This window comes from Mesorhizobium sp. M1428, assembly GCF_040317515.1.
Taxonomy (GTDB): Bacteria; Pseudomonadota; Alphaproteobacteria; order Rhizobiales; family Rhizobiaceae; genus Mesorhizobium.
Genome location: NZ_JAMYKT010000009.1, coordinates 213611 through 232289 on the forward strand (window position 1 = coordinate 213611; position 18679 = coordinate 232289).

The 18679-nt window shown below is 63.9% G+C and carries 20 protein-coding genes; 11 read left to right on the plus strand and 9 right to left on the minus strand.

Annotated elements, in window-relative coordinates; genetic code table 11:
- The first annotated feature begins 30 nt into the window (after positions 1-30).
- Positions 31-858, plus strand: a complete 828-nt coding sequence (locus tag NKG60_RS15575) for a MurR/RpiR family transcriptional regulator (protein WP_352665568.1) — start codon at positions 31-33, stop codon at positions 856-858.
- A gap of 35 nt (positions 859-893) precedes the next feature.
- Here the strand turns inward: NKG60_RS15575 and NKG60_RS15580 are convergent, their stop codons facing one another.
- On the minus strand, positions 894-1034 hold the full coding sequence (locus tag NKG60_RS15580) for a hypothetical protein (protein WP_352665570.1): 141 nt from the start codon (positions 1032-1034) through the stop codon (positions 894-896).
- Positions 1035-1380: 346 nt separating this feature from the next.
- On the opposite strand from NKG60_RS15580, the gene NKG60_RS15585 reads away from it, so the two are divergent.
- The 4 genes from NKG60_RS15585 (at position 1381) to NKG60_RS15600 (ending at position 4014) form a co-directional block, all read left to right on the plus strand.
- Positions 1381-2196 (plus strand): SDR family oxidoreductase, encoded by an 816-nt coding sequence (locus NKG60_RS15585; RefSeq protein ID WP_352665571.1) that lies wholly within the window; start codon positions 1381-1383, stop codon positions 2194-2196.
- 40 nt (positions 2197-2236) lie between these two features.
- Positions 2237-2731, plus strand: coding sequence for a MaoC family dehydratase (locus NKG60_RS15590; RefSeq protein ID WP_031211357.1), 495 nt, complete (start codon positions 2237-2239; stop codon positions 2729-2731).
- 211 nt (positions 2732-2942) lie between these two features.
- Entirely contained in the window at positions 2943-3584 is a 642-nt protein-coding gene (locus NKG60_RS15595) for a TetR/AcrR family transcriptional regulator (protein ID WP_352867214.1), read from the plus strand.
- A 190-nt stretch (positions 3585-3774) separates the two neighbouring features.
- Entirely contained in the window at positions 3775-4014 is a 240-nt protein-coding gene (locus NKG60_RS15600; protein WP_352665573.1) for a DUF680 domain-containing protein, read from the plus strand.
- A gap of 157 nt (positions 4015-4171) precedes the next feature.
- On the opposite strand, the gene NKG60_RS15605 is transcribed toward NKG60_RS15600, so the two are convergent.
- From NKG60_RS15605 to NKG60_RS15630, 6 genes are read right to left on the minus strand one after another with little or no spacing between them, the layout of a single operon-like run.
- Complete coding sequence (locus tag NKG60_RS15605) at positions 4172-4396, minus strand: hypothetical protein (RefSeq protein ID WP_352665575.1); 225 nt, start codon at positions 4394-4396, stop codon at positions 4172-4174.
- Positions 4397-4449: 53 nt separating this feature from the next.
- Positions 4450-5028 (minus strand): sarcosine oxidase subunit gamma, encoded by a 579-nt coding sequence (locus NKG60_RS15610; RefSeq protein WP_352665576.1) that lies wholly within the window; start codon positions 5026-5028, stop codon positions 4450-4452.
- Positions 5021-8014, minus strand: a complete 2994-nt coding sequence (locus NKG60_RS15615; protein ID WP_352975113.1) for a sarcosine oxidase subunit alpha — start codon at positions 8012-8014, stop codon at positions 5021-5023. Before NKG60_RS15615 ends, NKG60_RS15610 begins: the two co-directional genes overlap by 8 nt.
- Positions 8011-8307: a sarcosine oxidase subunit delta gene (locus NKG60_RS15620; RefSeq protein ID WP_292519105.1), complete on the minus strand. Its 297-nt coding sequence runs from the start codon at positions 8305-8307 to the stop codon at positions 8011-8013. Before NKG60_RS15620 ends, NKG60_RS15615 begins: the two co-directional genes overlap by 4 nt.
- On the minus strand, positions 8307-8717 hold the full coding sequence (locus NKG60_RS15625) for a hypothetical protein (RefSeq protein ID WP_352867218.1): 411 nt from the start codon (positions 8715-8717) through the stop codon (positions 8307-8309). Before NKG60_RS15625 ends, NKG60_RS15620 begins: the two co-directional genes overlap by 1 nt.
- Positions 8718-8725: 8 nt before the next feature.
- The gene (locus NKG60_RS15630; RefSeq protein WP_352867221.1) at positions 8726-9979 is read right to left on the minus strand and encodes a sarcosine oxidase subunit beta; all 1254 of its coding nucleotides are present in this window, start codon (positions 9977-9979) and stop codon (positions 8726-8728) included.
- Positions 9980-10247: 268 nt separating this feature from the next.
- Here NKG60_RS15630 and NKG60_RS15635 point away from each other — a divergent pair, with 268 nt between their 5' ends.
- The 6 genes from NKG60_RS15635 to NKG60_RS15660 all read left to right on the plus strand — a co-directional run bounded on the left by NKG60_RS15635 (position 10248) and on the right by NKG60_RS15660 (position 15530).
- The gene (locus NKG60_RS15635; RefSeq protein ID WP_352867224.1) at positions 10248-11006 is read left to right on the plus strand and encodes an SDR family oxidoreductase; all 759 of its coding nucleotides are present in this window, start codon (positions 10248-10250) and stop codon (positions 11004-11006) included.
- A 109-nt stretch (positions 11007-11115) separates the two neighbouring features.
- The gene (locus tag NKG60_RS15640; protein ID WP_352867227.1) at positions 11116-11502 is read left to right on the plus strand and encodes an SET domain-containing protein; all 387 of its coding nucleotides are present in this window, start codon (positions 11116-11118) and stop codon (positions 11500-11502) included.
- Between the two features lie 265 nt (positions 11503-11767).
- The gene (rpsU, locus tag NKG60_RS15645; protein ID WP_023675331.1) at positions 11768-12040 is read left to right on the plus strand and encodes a 30S ribosomal protein S21; all 273 of its coding nucleotides are present in this window, start codon (positions 11768-11770) and stop codon (positions 12038-12040) included.
- 161 nt (positions 12041-12201) lie between these two features.
- Positions 12202-13047, plus strand: coding sequence for a tetratricopeptide repeat protein (locus NKG60_RS15650; RefSeq protein WP_352665583.1), 846 nt, complete (start codon positions 12202-12204; stop codon positions 13045-13047).
- 137 nt (positions 13048-13184) lie between these two features.
- Entirely contained in the window at positions 13185-13658 is a 474-nt protein-coding gene (locus NKG60_RS15655; protein ID WP_352665584.1) for a DUF992 domain-containing protein, read from the plus strand.
- 414 nt (positions 13659-14072) lie between these two features.
- Complete coding sequence (locus tag NKG60_RS15660) at positions 14073-15530, plus strand: MFS transporter (protein WP_352665585.1); 1458 nt, start codon at positions 14073-14075, stop codon at positions 15528-15530.
- Here the strand turns inward: NKG60_RS15660 and coaBC are convergent.
- The gene (gene coaBC / locus NKG60_RS15665; RefSeq protein WP_352665586.1) at positions 15527-16990 is read right to left on the minus strand and encodes a bifunctional phosphopantothenoylcysteine decarboxylase/phosphopantothenate--cysteine ligase CoaBC; all 1464 of its coding nucleotides are present in this window, start codon (positions 16988-16990) and stop codon (positions 15527-15529) included. The genes NKG60_RS15660 and coaBC overlap by 4 nt on opposite strands.
- 66 nt (positions 16991-17056) lie before the next feature.
- Entirely contained in the window at positions 17057-18631 is a 1575-nt protein-coding gene (gene ubiB / locus NKG60_RS15670) for a 2-polyprenylphenol 6-hydroxylase (RefSeq protein WP_352665587.1), read from the minus strand.
- Between the last annotated feature and the right edge of the window lie 48 nt (positions 18632-18679).

Sequence of the window (18679 nt, forward strand, 5' to 3'; positions counted from 1 at the left end):
GGTAACGGCCCGGCCAGGGTGGGGAAAAACATGGTTTCGAGCATTGCCGAACTGATCTCCGACCGCATCGGCACCATGCCGGCCGGCGAGCGACGCGCAGCGCAAACGCTGATCGCCAGCTATCCGCTGATCGGGCTGAAGACGGTCGCCGAATTCTCGGCCACGGCCGGCGTATCGTCGCCGACGATCCTGCGTTTCGTCGCCCGGCTCGGCTTCCAGAACTATCCGGAATTCCAGTCGACGCTGCAAGACGAGTTGGCGGCGCAATTGCAGTCGCCGGCCTCGCGCACGCTCAATCCCTCCTCGCAGGGCAGCAGCGCCGTTTCGCCGATGCTGGAGGCGACGCTCGACAATATGCGCGAGACCTTCCGGCACCTTTCGGACAAGCAGCTTGCCGATATCGTCGCTAAGCTGGCCGACCGGCGCGGCAAGACATTCCTGATCGGCGGCCGCTTCACCGACCCGCTGGCGCGCTACATGGCCGCCCACCTTGCTATCATCCAGCCCAACGTGTTCCATCTCGCCGGCCAGGAAAGCGTCTGGCGTGACCGTCTGATCGACATGGGCAAGCGCGACGTGCTGGTGATCTTCGACATCAGGCGCTACCAGGACAGCCTGATCCGTTTCGCCGAGACCGCCAACCAGCGCGGCGTGCAGATCGTGCTGTTTACCGACCAGTGGCTGTCGCCGATCGCCCGCTTCGCCCGCCACGTCATTGCCGGGCGCACCGCCGTGCCTTCGGCCTGGGACTCATCCGCCGCACTTTTCGTCGTTGCCGAAACGCTGATCGGCGCCGTCACAAGGCAGCTCGAGGCCGACGGCGCCAAACGCATCCGCGAACTGGAAAGCCTGCGGTAGCGCAGCACTTCGGAAAGGGACGCTGCTGGCCGTGCCTAGTCAACCAAAAAACTGACCATCTGCAGGATCAGGATCAGCAAAAAAATGCCAAAGACAGACGCAAAGACCGCTGCCAGCAGGACCGTGCGTTGTTTCTTACCCATAACTTTCGCCTTGAAAGCATAGTCCACGTCCACGAATACGAACGTCAGTCTCGCCCCACTGCTCGGCCACCTCCCAACTCCTCAAGACCCGCCGGCGGCTTGGGCGGAGGAGTAATGACGACTGGTTCACACGCGAAATGAACAGCTTACCAAGGTGCTCGCTAACGGGGATGGCCGCATCATTCATCCGACCCATGTCACGGCCGAATGACCGCCTTGCCGCTGGCGCCTAACCAATTCAGCCGCAAACCGTGCCATCGCCCCAGTCCGGGTACTTTAGCCGTGGCAAGGATGATCGTAGTTCGGCTAGCCTTGTCTACGTGAAGCCGCTTCTTTGAACCACCAGTCAAAAGCGCGGTGAACTGCGCGGAGGAATTCGATGAGCTATCTGGACGAGCTGTTCTCAGTCGCCGGCAAGACGGCGCTGGTCACCGGCGCCGCGACTGGCATCGGCCGCATGGCGGCGACCGCGCTGGTCAGGGCCGGCGCCTCGGTGATGATTGCCTCGCGCAAGGGCGAGGATTGCGTCAGGGTTGCCGGCGAACTGAACGGGCTTGGCGCCTCCGGCCGGGCTGAGGGTTTCGCCGCCGACGTCTCCAGCGAGGCCGGCATCGCGGCGCTCGTTGCCGAGGTCAGGGTGAGGACCGAGCGGCTGCATATCCTGGTCAACAATGCCGGCATCTCCTGGGGCGCGCCGCTGGAAAGTTTTCCCTACCATGCCTGGGCCAAGGTGTTCGGCGTCAACGTCACCGCGGTCTTCCACCTGACGCGCGAATTGCTGCCTCTGCTCGAGGCCGCCGCCAGCGATGCCGACCCGGCCCGGGTGATCAACCTCGGATCGGTGATGGGCACGCAGCCTTTGGCCGAAGACGCCTACTCCTACTCGGCCTCGAAAGCTGCGGTTCACCACCTGACGCGCATCCTGGCGATCGAGTTCGCCGCCCGCCGCATCACCGTCAACGCCTTTGCGCCTGGCCCTTTCCAGAGCCGGATGACGGCCTTCGCCACTGGCACCGAGGACCAGGCAAGACATGTCGGCAACCACGTTCCGATCGGCCGCATCGGCGCACCGGATGACATTGCCGGCGCAACGCTCTATTTGTGCAGCCGTGCCGGCAGCTATGTCACCGGCGCCATCCTGCCGATCGATGGCGGGCAGTCGGTGCAACACGGGCTGACATTGTTCAAAGAATGAGACGCACGCCGTCCGGCGAGTGAAATGCCCGGGGGTGAAGATGGAGGACATCAGCGTGGAACCTATCAGTCTCGATGTGCTTCTGGCCAACGTCGGCAAGGAAGTCGGCGTGTCGCCATGGCGTGTCGTCACCCAGCGCATGATCGACCAGTTCGCCGATGCCACCGACGACCATCAGTTCATCCATTGCGATCCGGAACGCGCCAGCCGCGAGACGCCGTTCGGTGGCACCATCGCGCACGGCTTCCTGTCGCTTTCGCTGTTGTCGGCGATGACCTTCGAAACCATGCCGCCGCTCGAAAACAGCAAGATGGGCGTCAATCACGGCTTCGATTCGCTGCGCTTCCTGGCGCCGGTGAAGACCGGCTCGCGCATCCGCACCCGCTTCGTGCTGGCCGACGTCAAGGTCAGGCCGTCGGGCTGGGTGCAGACTGCCCACGACGTGACGATCGAGATCGAGGGCTCGAAAAAACCGGCGCTGACTGCGCGCTGGCTGACGCTGACGCTGATCGAACGCCAGCCGGAAGCGGTTTGACTGTTCGTCAGGCAGAGAAGCCCAAATCTATCTGTGCCAAATCTATTTGGCTTCGGCCGCGACGTACTTCATGTGACGACTGACCTGCAGCGCAATGTTGCCGGGCTATATCGTTTTGTGACAGTCAAGCTTCTGCTTCGTGCCACCCTTGCCCGACGCCGTACAGCGTATATATGCTGCATCCAGCCATCAGTCATAAGGCAGTAGAAAGTTGCAGCTAAGCGTCCAGGAGCGCCGCGAAAAACAAAAGGCCGAACTGCGTTCCGAACTTGTCGATGCCGCGCACAAGCTTGTCCAGGAAGAAGGCTATGACGGCCTCACCATCCGTAAGCTCGCCAAGCGCGTCGGCTATGCGCCGATGTCGGTCTATTCCTATTTCGCCGACAAGCAGGACATCCTGTTCGCCTTAGCCGAGGACGCGTTCGAGACCTTGGCCAGGCGCATCGCAAATCATACGGCCGACGACCCGATCGAGGCGCTCAAGGCCGTGCTGGTCGAATACGCCGCCTTCGGGCTGGAAAATCCCAACGAGTACCGCACCGTCTTCATGACCGAAAAAGTCAGGCCGCCAGCCGGCAAGACCTTCGCCGAAATGGAGAGCGGCAACCCGGCGATGAAAGTGCTGATCGAGAGGGTCGAAGCCTGCGTTGCCGCGGGCAGGCTCAGAGGCGATCCACGCGCCATCGCCACCATGCTGTGGGCAGTTGGCCACGGCGCCATCTCGTTGTTGATCACCTTCCCGTTCTACCCGTTCGGCGACCAGACGACGTTCATCACACGGATCGGCGACATCATGCTTGAAGCCATCGCCGCGCACCAGATCGCGCCGCTCACGCCGCCGGTCAATTGCTGAAGAGCGGCCCTTCTCCCGATCTGTAGGATCTTCTCCGAACGATCCGCGCTCCGGCACCGAGCGTTCGGCAATTCCTGCGCTCAACTTCTCTGTACATGTACGATTTTGCTTGAACCTCCGTAAGTCATAGCCGTATCTGTACGCAATACCGTACATGTACAAGTCGAATAACTGGAACCGGAGACTGACCATGAAGAAGGCAATCCTCACGCTCGCCGCCCTGCTGGCGCTCTCTGGCGCCGCATTTGCCGGCAGCAGTCAGCCAGCCAAGCAAGAAGGGGCCTGCGTCGACACCAAGACCGATGTGAAGCTCGATTGCGCGCCGACCGGATCGCTTGAAAAGGCGGATGCCGCGACCCACAAGGCCGGCAGCAAAGGCCCGAGGCTCGGCATCGGCATCGACCCGTGGATCGTGCCAAGCAGCTTCTGAGGACTTCGAGCCATCGGCGAAACTGCCAATCTCCCCCCTTGCGGGGGAGATCGCCCTCGTTCGGGCTTTCGCCAATCATCGACGCTGGAACGCAAAACCGCGCAAACCTGAAGGGTTGCCCTCGCCAACCGAACCGGCCCCGCCGGGCCGATAGAAATTATCTCTTGCGCTTCTGTCCTGCCACGCTTTTGGGCTTGCCAGGTCTTGCCGGTGCGCCGGGAATGGCCGTTCCGGTGATCGACACCGGATCGCTGGCCGGGAATGTATCCTCGAGGCCTTCCTCGAGTTCCTCTTCAATATCCGTCTCAGTGCGCTGCTCGTTTTCGAAAGAGCGCACAGCCGGCGTCTTGGCCGGCGACTTCGGCGCGGAGTTCGACGGCATTTGCATTCTCCCTCGGCTCGCTGTCGCAGAACGGTCGGGCGCGGCGAACATGCCTATGCTGCCGCGTCGCGCGCTGCCTCCGACAGAAACGTAAAGACATAATCGGAAAAGGAACGCCAGCATTCGACGCGGAACGTGTCGGCCGCGGTGCGCAGCAGCACGATTTCGACCTTGCCGAGAATGGTACGCGACGCCGCCCCGACCGGAAAGGCGTCGAGCGACAAATCCTGCGGGCAGCCGGCATTGACCGTCGCCGCGGCAGCCGGACCGGTAACGGATATGGCGACGTTGCGGTGCGAGATGCCGACCGCCGAATGCAGCGCGGGAATGCTGGCGCAATCGGCGAGCGGATCTTTTCCGCTCTCGTCGATGACCAGCCATTCGTCCGGCCCCAGCCACAAGGCCGTGCGTCCGGCCTTTGCCGCCGAGGTTTTCGGCCTTTGCGGCAGGACGACGCCGAGCGCTTTCGAAAGTGCCGCGATCGAGGCGTCCGGCGCGCGCAGCGATATGCGCTCGGCCGGCGGTAGTACGGCAAGTGTGACGCCGGTGGCGGAAAGCGACTGGCTGGCCAGAGCCGGACGGCGTTCGACCGACGGCCCGGCGGCGGCGGTTTTCAAAGCGGCCTTAGCCATTGAGGCGCTCTCCCTTCTCGTCGAAGAACACCATACCGGTGACCTCCACCTCGATCACCCCGTTCGGCATCGGCACATAGAGCGTCTCGCCCATGCGATCGCGGCCGCCGGCGACCAGCCCCAGCGCGATCGAGCGGCCGCAATTTTGCGACCAATAGCTTGAGGTGACATGGCCGACCATCTTCATCGGGATTGCCTGCTTCGGGTCAGCGACGATCTGCGCGCCCTCCTCCAGCACCACCTTGGGATCCCTGGTCTTCAGGCCGACAAGCTGCTTGCGGCCCTTGGCGACCAAGTCCGGCCGCGCCATGCCGCGAATGCCGACGAAGTCGGTCTTCTTCTTGCCGACCGCCCAGTCGAGCCCGGCGTCGTTCGGCGTTACCGTGCCGTCGGTATCCTGGCCGACGATGATGTAGCCCTTTTCGGCGCGCAGCACATGCATCGACTCGGTGCCGTAGGCACAGGCGCCGTGTTTCTGGCCCTCGGCCCATAGCGCTTCCCAGACCGCCTCGCCGTAATCGGCCGGCACGTTGACCTCGAAGCCGCGCTCGCCGCTGAACGACATGCGAAACAGCCTGGTCGGGACGCCGCAGATCTGGCCTTCGCGCACCGACATATGCGGCAGCGCCTCATCCGACATGTCGATGCCCTCGACCAGCGGCGCGATGATGTCGCGAGACTTGGGCCCCTGCACGGCGATGACCGCCCACTGCTCGGTGATCGAGGTCAGCCAAACGTTGAGATGCGGGAACTCGGTCTGGAGATAGTCTTCCATATGGTTCATGACGCGCGGCGCGCCGCCGGTCGTCGTCGTCACATGGAAACGGTCGGGTGCAAGCCTGCCGACGACACCGTCGTCATAGATGAAGCCGTCCTCGCGCAGCATGATGCCGTAGCGGCAGCGGCCGGGCTCGAGCTTCTCCCATGGATTGGTGTAGAGCAGTTCCATGAATTTGGCCGCATCCGGCCCGACCACCTCGATCTTGCCCAGCGTCGAGGCGTCAAACAGGCCGGCCGTCTTGCGCACCGTGACGCATTCGCGGTCGACGGCCGCATGTATGTCCTCGCCTGGCTTCGGGAAATACCAGGCGCGCTTCCACTGGCCGACATCCTCGAACATCGCGCCTTGACGCTCTGCCCAGGGATGGATCGCCGTCTTGCGGGTCGGGTCGAACAGGGGACCCCGCGCGTGCCCGACGATCGAGCCGAACGTCACCGGCGTATACGGCGCGCGGAACGTCGTCAGCCCGACCTGCGGGATCGGCTTGCCCAGCGTCTCGGCGGCAATCGCCAGGCCGTGCATGTTGGAGGTCTTGCCCTGATCGGTCGCCATGCCGTTGGTGGTGAAGCGCTTGACGTGCTCGATCGAGCGCATGCCTTCATGCACCGCCTGGCGAATGTCCTTGGCGGTGACGTCGTTCTGGAAATCGACGAACGCCTTTACCGTCGTATCCGCCCCGGCGCCGGGCGCCGCACCCAGCATGCCGCGCGACCAGCTCTCGCCGGCATCGACCTTCGGCTTGGTGCCCCTGGCCGGCTTGCTGCCGGCGTCCTTGGCCGCCTTGGTGCCCGCAGCATAGGCCTCGTCGATCGTCGCCGACAGCCCGTCGGTGCCGTTGCAGGCGCCGACCGAGACGCAGTCCTGCGCATAAATTCCGGGCACGAAGCGCTTGGTCTCGTCATTGAAGGCGACCTTGCCGCGCGATTGCGAGAACAGATGCACCGACGGTGTCCAGCCGGCCGACATCAAGATCGCGTCAACCGGCATGGTGCGTTCGCCGCCGCCATTCTTCGGCTGCACGGTCATCGACGACACCCGCAGCTTGCCGCCGGCGCGGATCACGGCGCGGCCGAAATTGACCTCTATGCCGAGCGCCCTCGCCTCGTCGATCACCGGCCCGGCCGGGTTGTCGCGCAGATCGACGATCGCCGCCACGTTGATGCCGGCCTTCTTCAGGTCGATCGCCGCCGCATAGGCGGAATCGTTTGCCGTATAGACGCCAACATTCCTGCCGACGGCGACGCCGTAATGGTTGAGATAGGTGCGCGCCGCCGACGCCAGCATGATGCCGGGGCGGTCGTTGTCGGCAAACACCATGTGGCGCTCGATGGCGCCGGTCGCCAGCACCAAGCGTTTGGCGCGAACCTGCCACAGCCGCTCGCGCGGCAGGTCGCGGTCGGGGCTCTGCAGATGGTCGCTGACGCGCTCGACCAGCCCGACGAAATTCTGCGCGTAATAGCCGAAGGCCGTGGTGCGCGGCAGCACGCGGACATTGTCCATCGCGCTCAACTTGGCGACGGCGGATTGCGCCCAGGAAAAGCCGTCCTGGCCTTCAATCTTCGCGCCGCTCTCGAAGCACAGGCTGCCGCCGAATTTCACCTGCTCGTCGGCAAGGATGACGCGCGCGCCGGTCTCGGCCGCAGCCAATGCCGCGGCGATGCCCGCGGCACCGCCGCCAAGCACCAGCACCTCGCAATGGGCGAAGCGCGCCGAATAGTGGTCGGGGTCCGGCTGGTCGGGGGCGACGCCGAGACCGGCGGCGGCCCGGATCTTGGGCTCGTAGAGGTTTTTCCACGCCGCCTTCGGCCACATGAAGGTCTTGTAGTAGAAGCCGGCCGAAAGCATCGGCGAGGCAATGCTGCTGACCGCACCGATGTCGAAGGCCAGCGACGGCCAGCGGTTCTGCGACTGTGCGGTCAGCCCGTCATAGAGCTCCTGTACGGTGGCGCGGACGTTCGGCGTCCTGCGTGCCGCGTCGCGCTTGATCTCGACCAGCGCATTCGGCTCTTCGGCGCCGGCCGACAGGAAGCCGCGCGGCCGGTGGTACTTGAACGAGCGGCCGACGAGATGGACGCCATTGGCAAGCAGCGCCGAGGCCAGCGTGTCGCCCTCGATGCCGGTATAGGGGCGGCCGTCGAAGCTGAAGCCGGCTATCTTTGCCTGTTTGAGCCGCCCGGCGCCGGCAATGCGGAACGTGGCGCTCATTTGGCGGCTCCCGGCAGCTTCGTGGGCTTCGGCTCACCGGCCTTGTAGGTCATCAGGAACCTGTCGCTGACGGTGTCGCGCACGGCATTGAAGAACCGCGCACAGCCATGCATGTGCCGCCAGCGCTCATAGATGATCCCCTTGGGATTGGAGCGGATGAAAAAGAACTTTTCGAAGTCGTCGTCACTCTCGCCGGCGATGTTCGGGGAACGCGCAATATGCGCCTCGCCGGCGTTGCGGAATTCGAGCTCCGGACGCTCTTCCTCGCAATAGGGGCAGCGGATGAGAAGCATCAATCGACTTTCTTGGTTTTAATTGACTCACCATGCGGAAAGGCGTCATCCTTGCCACGTTTTGTCACAACATTTTTTTCGTCAGGACCGTCTTCGAGGAGTAGCCCTACTGACCGCAATTTCTCTCTGGCTCGATCGACGCCCACCTGCTTTCGCGGCCCAAAGAACCTAGGCCTTGGATAGGTGTCGTTCAGAAACATGTCCGCGAAGAATTTCGGTAGGCTAAACGCAACCACGCAGCCAAAGGTACGTAGTCCGATCACTGCAAACATTGCCCCCATCACAGGATCGACCGCATTTGCCTCGTATCCAATTCGAACCAAAATCTCCCGAAGCACCAACAGCGCGAACAGCACCGTGACCCCAACGAGGGCCAATCCGAAAAGCAAGGTGTGAGTCTTGCGCGTCATTGCGGTGCTCAGTGCGCCACCGCTGCCGCCGCCGCCTCATCGATCAGCCGGCCGGTGCGGAAGCGCTCTATGGTGAAAGGTGCGTTGATCGGGTGCGGATCGTCCCTGGCGATCGTATGGGCAAAGACATGGCCCGAACCCGGCGTCGCCTTGAAGCCGCCCGTACCCCAGCCGCAATTGACATAGAGGCCGGGCACCGGCGTCTTGGCCAGGATTGGCGAACGGTCCGGCGTCACGTCGACGATGCCGCCCCACGAACGCAGCATCTTCATGCGCGTGAAGATCGGGAACATCTCGCATATGGCGTCGAGCGTATGCTGCAATATGTGCAACCCACCGGTCTGCGAATAGGAGACATACTGGTCGGTGCCGGCGCCGATGACCAGCTCGCCCTTGTCGGACTGCGAGATATAGGCATGCACGGTGTTCGACATCACCACGCAGGGCACCACTGGCTTGACCGGCTCCGACACCAGTGCCTGCAACGGATAGCTTTCCAGCGGCATGCGCACGCCGGCCATGTTCATGATCACCGAGGAGTGCCCGGCGGCGACCACGCCGACCTTCTTGGCGCCGATGAAGCCGCGCGTCGTCTCGACGCCGGTGACCGCGCCGTTCGGCGCCCGCTTGACACCCGTGACCTCGCAATTCTGGATGATGTGGACGCCACGCGCCGAAGCGCCGCGCGCATAGCCCCAGGCGACGGCATCGTGGCGCGCCGTGCCGCCGCGGCGCTGCAGGGCAGCACCCATCACCGGGTAGCGAGCATCGCGCGAAATGTTGAGCGGCGGGCAGAATTCCTTGGCCTGCTCCGGCGTCAGCCATTCATTGTCGATGCCGTTCAGCCGGTTGGCGTGGACGTGCCGCTTCAGCACCTGGATGTCGTGGATGTTGTGGGCGAGCATCATGACGCCGCGCGGCGAATACATGACGTTGTAGTTGAGCTCCTGGCTGAGCCCGTCCCACAGCTTCAGCGCATGGTCGTAGATGCCGGCGCTCTCGTCGTAGAGATAGTTCGAGCGGATGATGGTGGTGTTGCGGCCGGTATTGCCGCCGCCGAGCCAGCCTTTTTCCAAAACCGCGACATTGCTGATGCCGTGCACCGTGGCGAGATAATAGGCGGTGGCCAGGCCGTGGCCGCCGGCGCCGACGATGACGACGTCATACTCCTTTTTCGGCTCCGGCGAGGACCACTGTTCCTCCCAGCCTCTATGACCGCGCATGGCCTCGCGGGCGATGGCGAATACCGAGTATTTCTTCAACGTTGCAGGCCTCGCAAATGGCGGCCGGGCAGATCAGCCAACCCCGGCGCGCGAGCTGTATCACTAGCGAAACCGCACTGCCAGCCTTGCACTGTTTGCGACGGCGCTTGCCGTTTTGCGCCGTGGTGAAAAAGAGGCATGCGACGTGATGGGCGATCAAACCACATCCGAAGCACCTCGCAGGTATCGGGTGGTTCGCACCGTCCCGATTTGCGACCAAGCATCCCGATTGCCGGCAAGGGCCGGCGCGAAAAAAGGATGCAAAAAAATGCCCGCACTTGCAAACAAAGTTGCCATCGTCACCGGCGCCAGCTCCGGCATCGGCCGCGCCACGGCCAAGGTGTTTGCGGAGGAAGGCGCCAAGGTGGTCGTCGCAGCCCGCCGCCAGGCGGAGCTCGATGCACTGGTTGCCGAAATCGAAGACGCCGACGGCACCGCCATCGCTCTTCCCGGTGACGTACGCGACGAAGCCTACGCCAAAGCCCTCGTCGACCTGGCGGTCGGGAAATTCGGCGGGCTCGACATCGCCTTCAACAATGCCGGCTCGGTCGGTAGGATGGGGCCGGTTTCGGAGCTGTCGCTGGAGGGCTGGCGCGAGACGCTCGATACCAATCTGACCAGCGCCTTTCTCGGCGCGAAATACCAAGTGCCGGCGATGATCGATCGCGGCGGCGGCTCGCTTATCTTCACCTCCACCTTCGTCGGCTACACGGTCGGCATGCCCGGCATGACCAGCTACGCGGCGAGCAAGGCCGGACTGATCGGATTGACGCAGGTGCTGGCGGCCGAATTTGGCGCCAAGGGCATTCGAGTCAACGCGCTGCTGCCGGGCGGCACCGACACGCCCTCGGCAACGTTCAAGACACCTGAATCGCGAGCCTTCGTCGAAAACCTGCATGCCTTGAAGCGCGTCGCCGAGCCTGAGGAGATCGCCCGCTCGGCGCTTTACCTGGCTTCCGATGCATCGAGCTTCACCACCGGCACGGCACTGTTCGCCGATGGCGGCGTCTCGATCACCCGGACGTGAAGCGTTTCGCGGTTGGCGCATCGGCGCGCAAGCCAACGTCAGAAAAACCGGTCTTGCTTTTTCCGGCGATTTGACGATTTCGTCTTCTCCTCAAAGACGGATTGGAAACATGCTGCTGATCAGAACCTATATCGCTGCAAGCGCAATCGAAGGCGTCGGCGTGTTCGCCGCCGAGCCGGTCCGCAAAGGCGCGCAGATCTGGCGTCTCGATCCGGACTTTGACCGGCTGATCCCGGTGGAAAGATACGAGACGGCGCCGCCGCACCTCAAGGAATTGCTCGACAGATATGCCTATCCCAGTCCGGATCGGCCGGGCTTCATGGTCTATGAGGTCGACAATGGCCGCTTCATGAACCACGCCGACGAGCCGAACACCGACTTTTCGCAATATGGCGGGGCCACCGCGACCCGCGACATCGCCGCCGGCGAGGAGATAACCTGCGACTACGGCGAGTTCTTCGAGGGTTTCGAGCAGCTCCACCTGGCTACGGTGTAGCGGCGCCTATCTGGCCCAAGGCGAATTTTGTTCTTGCTTTGTGCCGGCAGCTATGCTACTAATTTCTGTATGGTGCTGATTCACACCGAAGACCCGCCGCCGAGGCGGGTTTTTCGTTTCGGGATCGGCACCGCCTCTCAATCGGCTGTGGACAGCGCCCCTTGATTCTGCTATCAGCCGCCCCAATTCGTGGTGTAACGCGCCGCGGAGGCTTGTGGCTATGGCCGCTTGCCTGTTGATTTCAAACCGAAAGACAGGATTGCACGTGCAGGTACTCGTCCGCGACAACAATGTTGATCAGGCGCTTCGCGCGCTCAAGAAAAAGATGCAGCGCGAAGGCATCTTCCGCGAAATGAAGATGCGCGGACATTACGAGAAGCCGTCCGAGAAGCGCGCCCGTGAAAAGGCGGAAGCCGTGCGGCGCGCCCGCAAGCTGGCCCGCAAGCGCGCCCAGCGCGAAGGCCTGCTGCCGATGACGCCACGTCCGGTCGCGGCCGGTGCTGCCGGTGCCGGTGCTCCGCGTCCGCCGCGGTTCTGACGTCAATTTTTCGTCCTTTTCCAAGGATATCCAAGGTGGCGCGATGCGGAATCGCCGCCACCTTTTTGTTGTGAGTTCGACCCGGTCCGAGAGGACCGGTTGGGAGAGATGCCGGTTCGGAGGGGGAACGGACCAGACGGCGCAGTAAGGACAGGGCAGATATGGACGCAATCACCGTAGAGCGCAGAACCGCGTGGCGCGGCCTCGCCCTGACGGCAGCCCTGCTTTCCGGGATGGCGCTTGCCGGCTGCCAGAGCGTTCCGACCGGCGAGTTCAACAACATCGACAAGGCGCAAGCCTCGAGCGAGAACATCTCCTCGCTGTCGGCGGTGATCCAGCGCAACCCTCAGGATCCGGAAGCCTACAATGTGCGCGGCTCGGCCTATGGCCGCGGCGGCCAGTACCAGGCGGCGCTGAAGGACTTCGACACCGCCATCCAGCTCAATCCGAATTTCTACCAGGCCTATTCGAACCGGGCGCTCATCCAGCGCTTCCTCGGTGACCAGGCAAGCGCGCTGGCCGACTACAACCGCTCGATCCAGATCAATTCCAATTATGACGCCGCCTATATCGGCCGCGGCAATCTCTACCGCAGGGCGGGCCGGGTCCAGGAAGCCTTCAACGATTTCCAGAAGGCCATTCAGCTCGACACGACCGACGCGCGCGCCTATCACAATCGCGGCCTGATCTACCAGAGTCAGGGCCAGCACGCCTTTGCTATCGAGGACTTCTCGACTGCCATTTCGCTGGCGCCGGACGCCTCCGAGCCTTACAACGGACGCGGCCTCTCCTACCTTGCCATGAACGACGAGGACAATGCCTTCGCCGACTTCAATATGGCCATCAAGCTCGACGGCAAGAACGCCGAGGCGTGGTCCAACCAGGCGCTGATCTACGAGCGGCGCGGCGACAAGGTCAGGGCCGCGAAATCCTACCGCGAGGCCGTGCACCTCAATCCGACCTACCAGCCGGCCAAGGACGGCCTGGCCCGCACCAGCGCCGGCTGATCGGGCCGGTTTATCGGGCGGCCCTTTCCACACCCCGACAACCCTGCGTTTACCCTTACCTTGCTGGCGCCAAGTTTTCGGCGGAACGCTCGGCGTGCTCAGCCGTTTGTACAAAGCCATTTGGAAAGGACCCTGCCATGATCAAGAAACTCGCCTGTGCCGCCGCTCTCGCGACGACCGCCGTTGTCGCTCCCGCCAGCGCCAGCAAGCTCCAGCTCGGTGTGCTCGACTGCACCATCGACGGCGGCACGGCCTATCTCGTCACCTCCAACAAGGGTGTTTCATGTGTCTTTCGTCCGCATCGTGGCGGCCCCTCCGAAGTCTATACCGGGGTGATTTCCAAGCTCGGCGTCGATGTCGGCCGGACGCATCAGGGCCAGCTGGTCTGGGCGGTTCTGGCGGCGACCCGCAACCACGATGAAGGCGACCTTGCCGGCAGCTACTATGGCGTGAATGCCGAGGCCAGCGTGGTCACCGGTGGCGGCGCCAATCTCCTGGTCGGCGGCCTCGACAGCGCCTTTTCGCTGCAGCCGCTCAGCGTCCAGGCACAGACCGGCGTCAACCTGGCGGTCGCCGTCACGTCGCTGGACCTGATCCACTCGTTCAAATAGCGGCGTAGCGCGGCTCCCGAGCGGCGGGGCAGCGTAGGTGTCGACCTGCGAATAGCTGCCGAAAGTTCATGGATTCCGGCAGGCCCACTCCGCAGAGAATGGGCCGCCCTGATGTTCAAAGTTGCAGCGCTCCAAGGTAACGGCATGGATCCCAGGATCCATGCAGTTACTGTGACCGAAGATTGCGACGATCCAATTTTGCTTGTCTTCGGTCCAACCAGAAATCTCAACGCCTCGTGATTGTCCCCCATCGCACAAATTTGACATCCGCCCCACCAACGGTGATCAAAACCGCTTGATCTCAACTGCGGTTGAGGTTCTAGAAGTCCTCCCCATACTGCGGCATGCGCTCATTTGGATGTGAAGAACGCTCGAATCCTTTAGACCAGCGTCTAAGAAAGCTTGGGGGACTGGATGATCAAAACAAGCACAAACAGGGTCGATTGGCGCGCGCTGTGGGCGAGCGGCGACCTCGCGCGCTTCTGCTTTATCAGCCTCGGCATCCTGCTGCACGCTACCAACGAAACCATGGTGGCAACGGTCATGCCGGCCATGGTCGGCGATCTCGCCGGCGTGCAGCTGGTCGGCTGGTCGCTGGCGATCTACGAGCTCGGCGCCATCGTTGCCGGTGCGGCCGCCGGACGGCTGGTGAGCTATGTCGCGCTGCGCACCAACATGATGGTCGCAGCAATGCTCTATGCCGCCGGCGCGCTGGTCTGCGCCACCGCGCCTTCGATGCCGCTGTTCCTCTGCGGCCGCCTGATCGAAGGGCTCGGCGGTGGCGCGCTGGTGTCGCTGGCCTTCGTCTCGGTCGAGCGGCTGTTTGCCCGCGCGATCTGGCCGCAGCTTTTCGGCGTCATGTCGGCGATCTGGGGTGTCGCCGCCTTCAGCGGGCCGGTGCTCGGCGCGGTCATGACCGAATTGCTGTCCTGGCGCTGGGCCTTCGGCGTCTTCACCCTCGGCGGCACGGCCATGGCGCTGGCAAGCTTCCTCGTGCTCGATACACCTGAAGCAACAAGGCCGCAGGCGACCGGCGGCTCGGCGCCGCCCTTCCCCTTTGCAGCACTTGGCTGCCTTGCCGTCAGCGTCGTGCTGATCGCCACCGCCGGCGTCGACATCGCCCTGCTGCGCTCGTCGCTGCTGCTCACCCTCGGCCTGATCGGCCTGGCGCTGTTTATCTATATCGACGCACTGAAGCCGCGCTCGCGCCTGTTCCCGTCGCGGCTGTTTTCATGGCGCTCGCCGGTCGGCGCGGGCATGACCATGGTTGCGGCGTTCTCGATGGCGACCTGTTCGTTCGCGGTCTACGGACCGCTGCTCCTGACCAGCCTGCACGGTATTCCGATCCTCACCACCGGCTACATCATCGCCGCCGAATCGATCGCCTGGTCGATCCTGTCGATCCTCGTCGCCAATGCGCCGCCGGAGCGCGAACGGCTGATTATCGTCGGCGGCGCGCTGATGATCGCCACTGGCGTCGCCGGTTTCGCCTATACGGTGCCGGCGGGCTCGATCCCGTTGATCCTGCTTTGCGCCTTGCTGCAAGGCGGCGGTTTCGGCATTGCCTGGCCGTTCGTCACGCGTGTCGTCGTGGCATCGGCGCGGGAAGGCGAGCAGACAATCGCCTCGGCCGCTGTGCCGACCATGCAGCGCATCGGTTATGCCGTGGGTGCGGCACTGACGGGCATCGTCGCCAACGCCAGCGGCTTTTCCGAAGGCCTGAACCGCGAGGCCGCGGCAAATGTTGCTACCTGGCTGTTCCTCGCGTTCGTGCCACTCGGCATCCTGGGATGCCTCGCCGCCTTGCGGATTTCGGGGGCGAGCGACACGAAGCCGGCGAAGCTGCCAATCTCCGTGGGGAAGATTGACTAAACCACCACCGTCTTCAGCCGGCCGGCGATCAGTGCGGCGAGCCGCGTCGCCACCTCGTCCTTGCTCATCTCCGGCCATTCCTCGACGCCGGCCTTCGAGACGATCCGCACCTTGTTGCGGTCGCCGCCCATCACGCCCGGAGAACCGCCTTCATGCGAGACGTCATTGGCAACGATAAGATCGGCACCCTTTTTCGTAAGCTTGGCCTGGGCGTTCCTGACCAGGTCCTGCGTCTCCGCGGCGAAACCGACCACCAGCATCGGCCGCTTTTTGTGATGCCCGACACCGGCAAGAATATCGGGATTTTCCACCATTTGCAGCGCCGGAGGTCCCTCGCCCGCCACCTTCTTGATCTTTTCCCCGGCCGAACTTTGAGTACGCCAGTCGGCAACAGCCGCGACGAACACTGCCGCGTCGGCCGGCAGCAGCTGCTCGACCGCGTCCTTCATCTCGACGGCGGTTTCGACGTGCAGCGTGGCGACGCCGGCCGGATCGGCAATGCCGACCGGACCGGAGACGAGACGCACGTCGGCGCCGAGCCTGGCCAGCGCCGCCGCGATGGCGTGACCCTGCTTGCCCGACGAGCGGTTGGCGATGTAGCGCACCGGATCGATCGGTTCATGCGTCGGTCCGGAAGTGACGATGATCTTTCTTCCCGCCAGGGGCTTTGGCCGGCTGTCCAGCAGCGCCTCGACCGCGGTGACAATCTCCAGCGGCTCGGCCATGCGGCCCTCGCCCGCCTCGTTGCTTTCGGCCATCTCGCCTTTCGCCGGGCCGACGAATGCGACGCCGTCCTTACCCAGCGTCGCACGGTTGCGGCGGACCGCCGGGTGTGTCCACATTTTCGGATTCATCGCCGGCGCCATCAACACCTGCTTGTCAGTGGCGATGAGCACCGTCGAGGCAAGGTCGTTGGCGTGGCCGTTGGCGAGCTTTGCCATCAGGTCGGCGGTGGCCGGCGCCACGACCACAAGGTCGGCCTCGCGCGACAGCCGGATATGGCCGATGTCGTGCTCGTCCTGCCGGTCGAACAGCTCGGTGAAGACGTGGTCGGCGGACAGTGCTCCGGCCGCCAGCGCGGTGACGAATTCCTGCGCCGCGGCTGTCATCACCACGCGCACCGAAGCACCGCGCTCGCGCAGCCGGCGGATCAGGTCGAGCGCCTTGTAGGCAGCGATGCCTCCGCCGATGATCAGCAGGATGCGCTTGCCGGAGAGGACACCTCGCACGACCTGGCTGGGGACCGCGACCACCGGAGCTGCAGGATTCTGCAAGCTTGTCAGTTCGCGCAACGTTTTCTCGATCTGGTCGATGCGGTCGGACGAGCCGAGCTGACCTTCGACCGCTGCGCGGATCATGACCCGCGCCTGGTCTTCCATTGACCGGCCATTCTCTGCAGCCAATCGGCGCAGCATATCCTTGACCTCGTCATCAAGGTTGCGGATCGTGATGCTGGCCATGTGATTGCACTTCATCCAAAATCGCCGAAGGCAATGATAGCAATGCAATCAATCGACAACAAGGCGTTAAAGCAGCTTCCAGGCGATGTACACCAGCGTCAATGCGATTACCCACAGCGCCAGCCGGCCGGAGCGGGTGTAGCGCGCCTCGGCCTTGCCGATCGCGTGCGCGGTCCTTTCGTCGAAGCGCAGGCCGTGTTCGGCCATCAGGTCGATCTCACGCGACAGCCGCTCGGTGCGGGCGGCGAGGTCCGGCGCCTGGCGGGCCAGCGCCAGCAGCGCGTTGGCGCCGTCGCGCGCATCGGCCAGCAAAGCGCGCGGGCCGAGATTGCGCGCAATCCAGCCGCTGACCACAGGTTCCGACGTCTTCCACATGTTGAAGGCCGGGTCGAGGGTGCGGGCGACGCCCTCGACAACGACCATGGTCTTCTGCAGCAGCACCAGCTCGGATCGCGTCGCCATGTCGAAGAGGTCGGTCACCTCGAACAGCAGCGTCAGCAGCTTGGCCATCGAGATGGTCTCGGCCGGCTGGCCGTGGATCGGTTCGCCGATCGCCCGGATCGCCTGGGCGAAAGCTGCGACATTGTGCTGGCGCGGCACGTAGCCGGCCTCGAAATGCACCTCGGCGACGCGCTGGTAATCGCGCGTGATGAAGCCATAGAGGATTTCGGCGAGGAAGCGGCGCTCCTTCCTGCCGAGCCGGCCGGCAATGCCGAGATCGACGGCGACGATGGTGCCATCGGCCTCGACGAACAGGTTGCCCGGATGCATGTCGGCATGGAAGAAACCGTCACGCAGCGTATGGCGCAGGAACGACTGGACCAGGTTGGCGGCAATCGCCTTCAGGTCGTGGCCGGCGGCGGCGAGGCCGGCAATATCGTTCAACTTGATGCCGTCGACCCATTCCATGGTCAGCACGTCACGACCGGTGCGCTCCCAGTCGACCGACGGCACGCGAAAGCCGGGATCGTCCTTGGTATTCTCGCCGAGCTCGGAAAAAGCCGCCGCCTCCAGCCTCAAATCCATTTCGATCTTGGTAGTTTGGGCCAGCGTCTCCGTCACCTCCACCGGCCGCAGCCGGCGCGACGACGGGATGTACTTTTCCTGCAGCCGGGCGGCGAGGAAATAGCTCTCGAGATCGCGAAAGAAGCGGCGGCGCACGCCCGGCCGGATGACCTTCACCGCCACTCGCCTAGCGACGCCGTCCTGCAGCGTTTCGGCGGTATGGACCTGGGCGATCGAGGCGGCGGCGACGGCCTCGCCAAAACTGGCATAGAGCTCACCGACCTTGCGTCCGAGCGATGCTTCTATCGCCGCTATGGCCTCGGCCTTGGGAAAGGTCTGCATCTTGTCCTGCAGCATGGCGAGATCAAGCGCGATATCGTTGCCGACGACGTCTGGCCGTGTCGCCAGAAACTGGCCGAGCTTGACGTAGGACGGGCCGAGCCGCACGACCGCCTTGGCCAGCCGGTCGCCGCGCTCATAGGCAAGCGCGCGACGGCGGGTGAATAGCCGGGCCATGCGCCAGCCGAATTTCGGCAGGCCGAAGAGCTCGTCACCGGGCAAGGCCGCGATGACGCCCTCGCGCACAAGCACCCAGCCGGCCCGCACGAGCCTGAAACCAGCGCCGATGCTGCTCATGGCTGGCTGTGCCCTGCCGGTTGCCTGAACTGGCGAAAGGTACGTCGC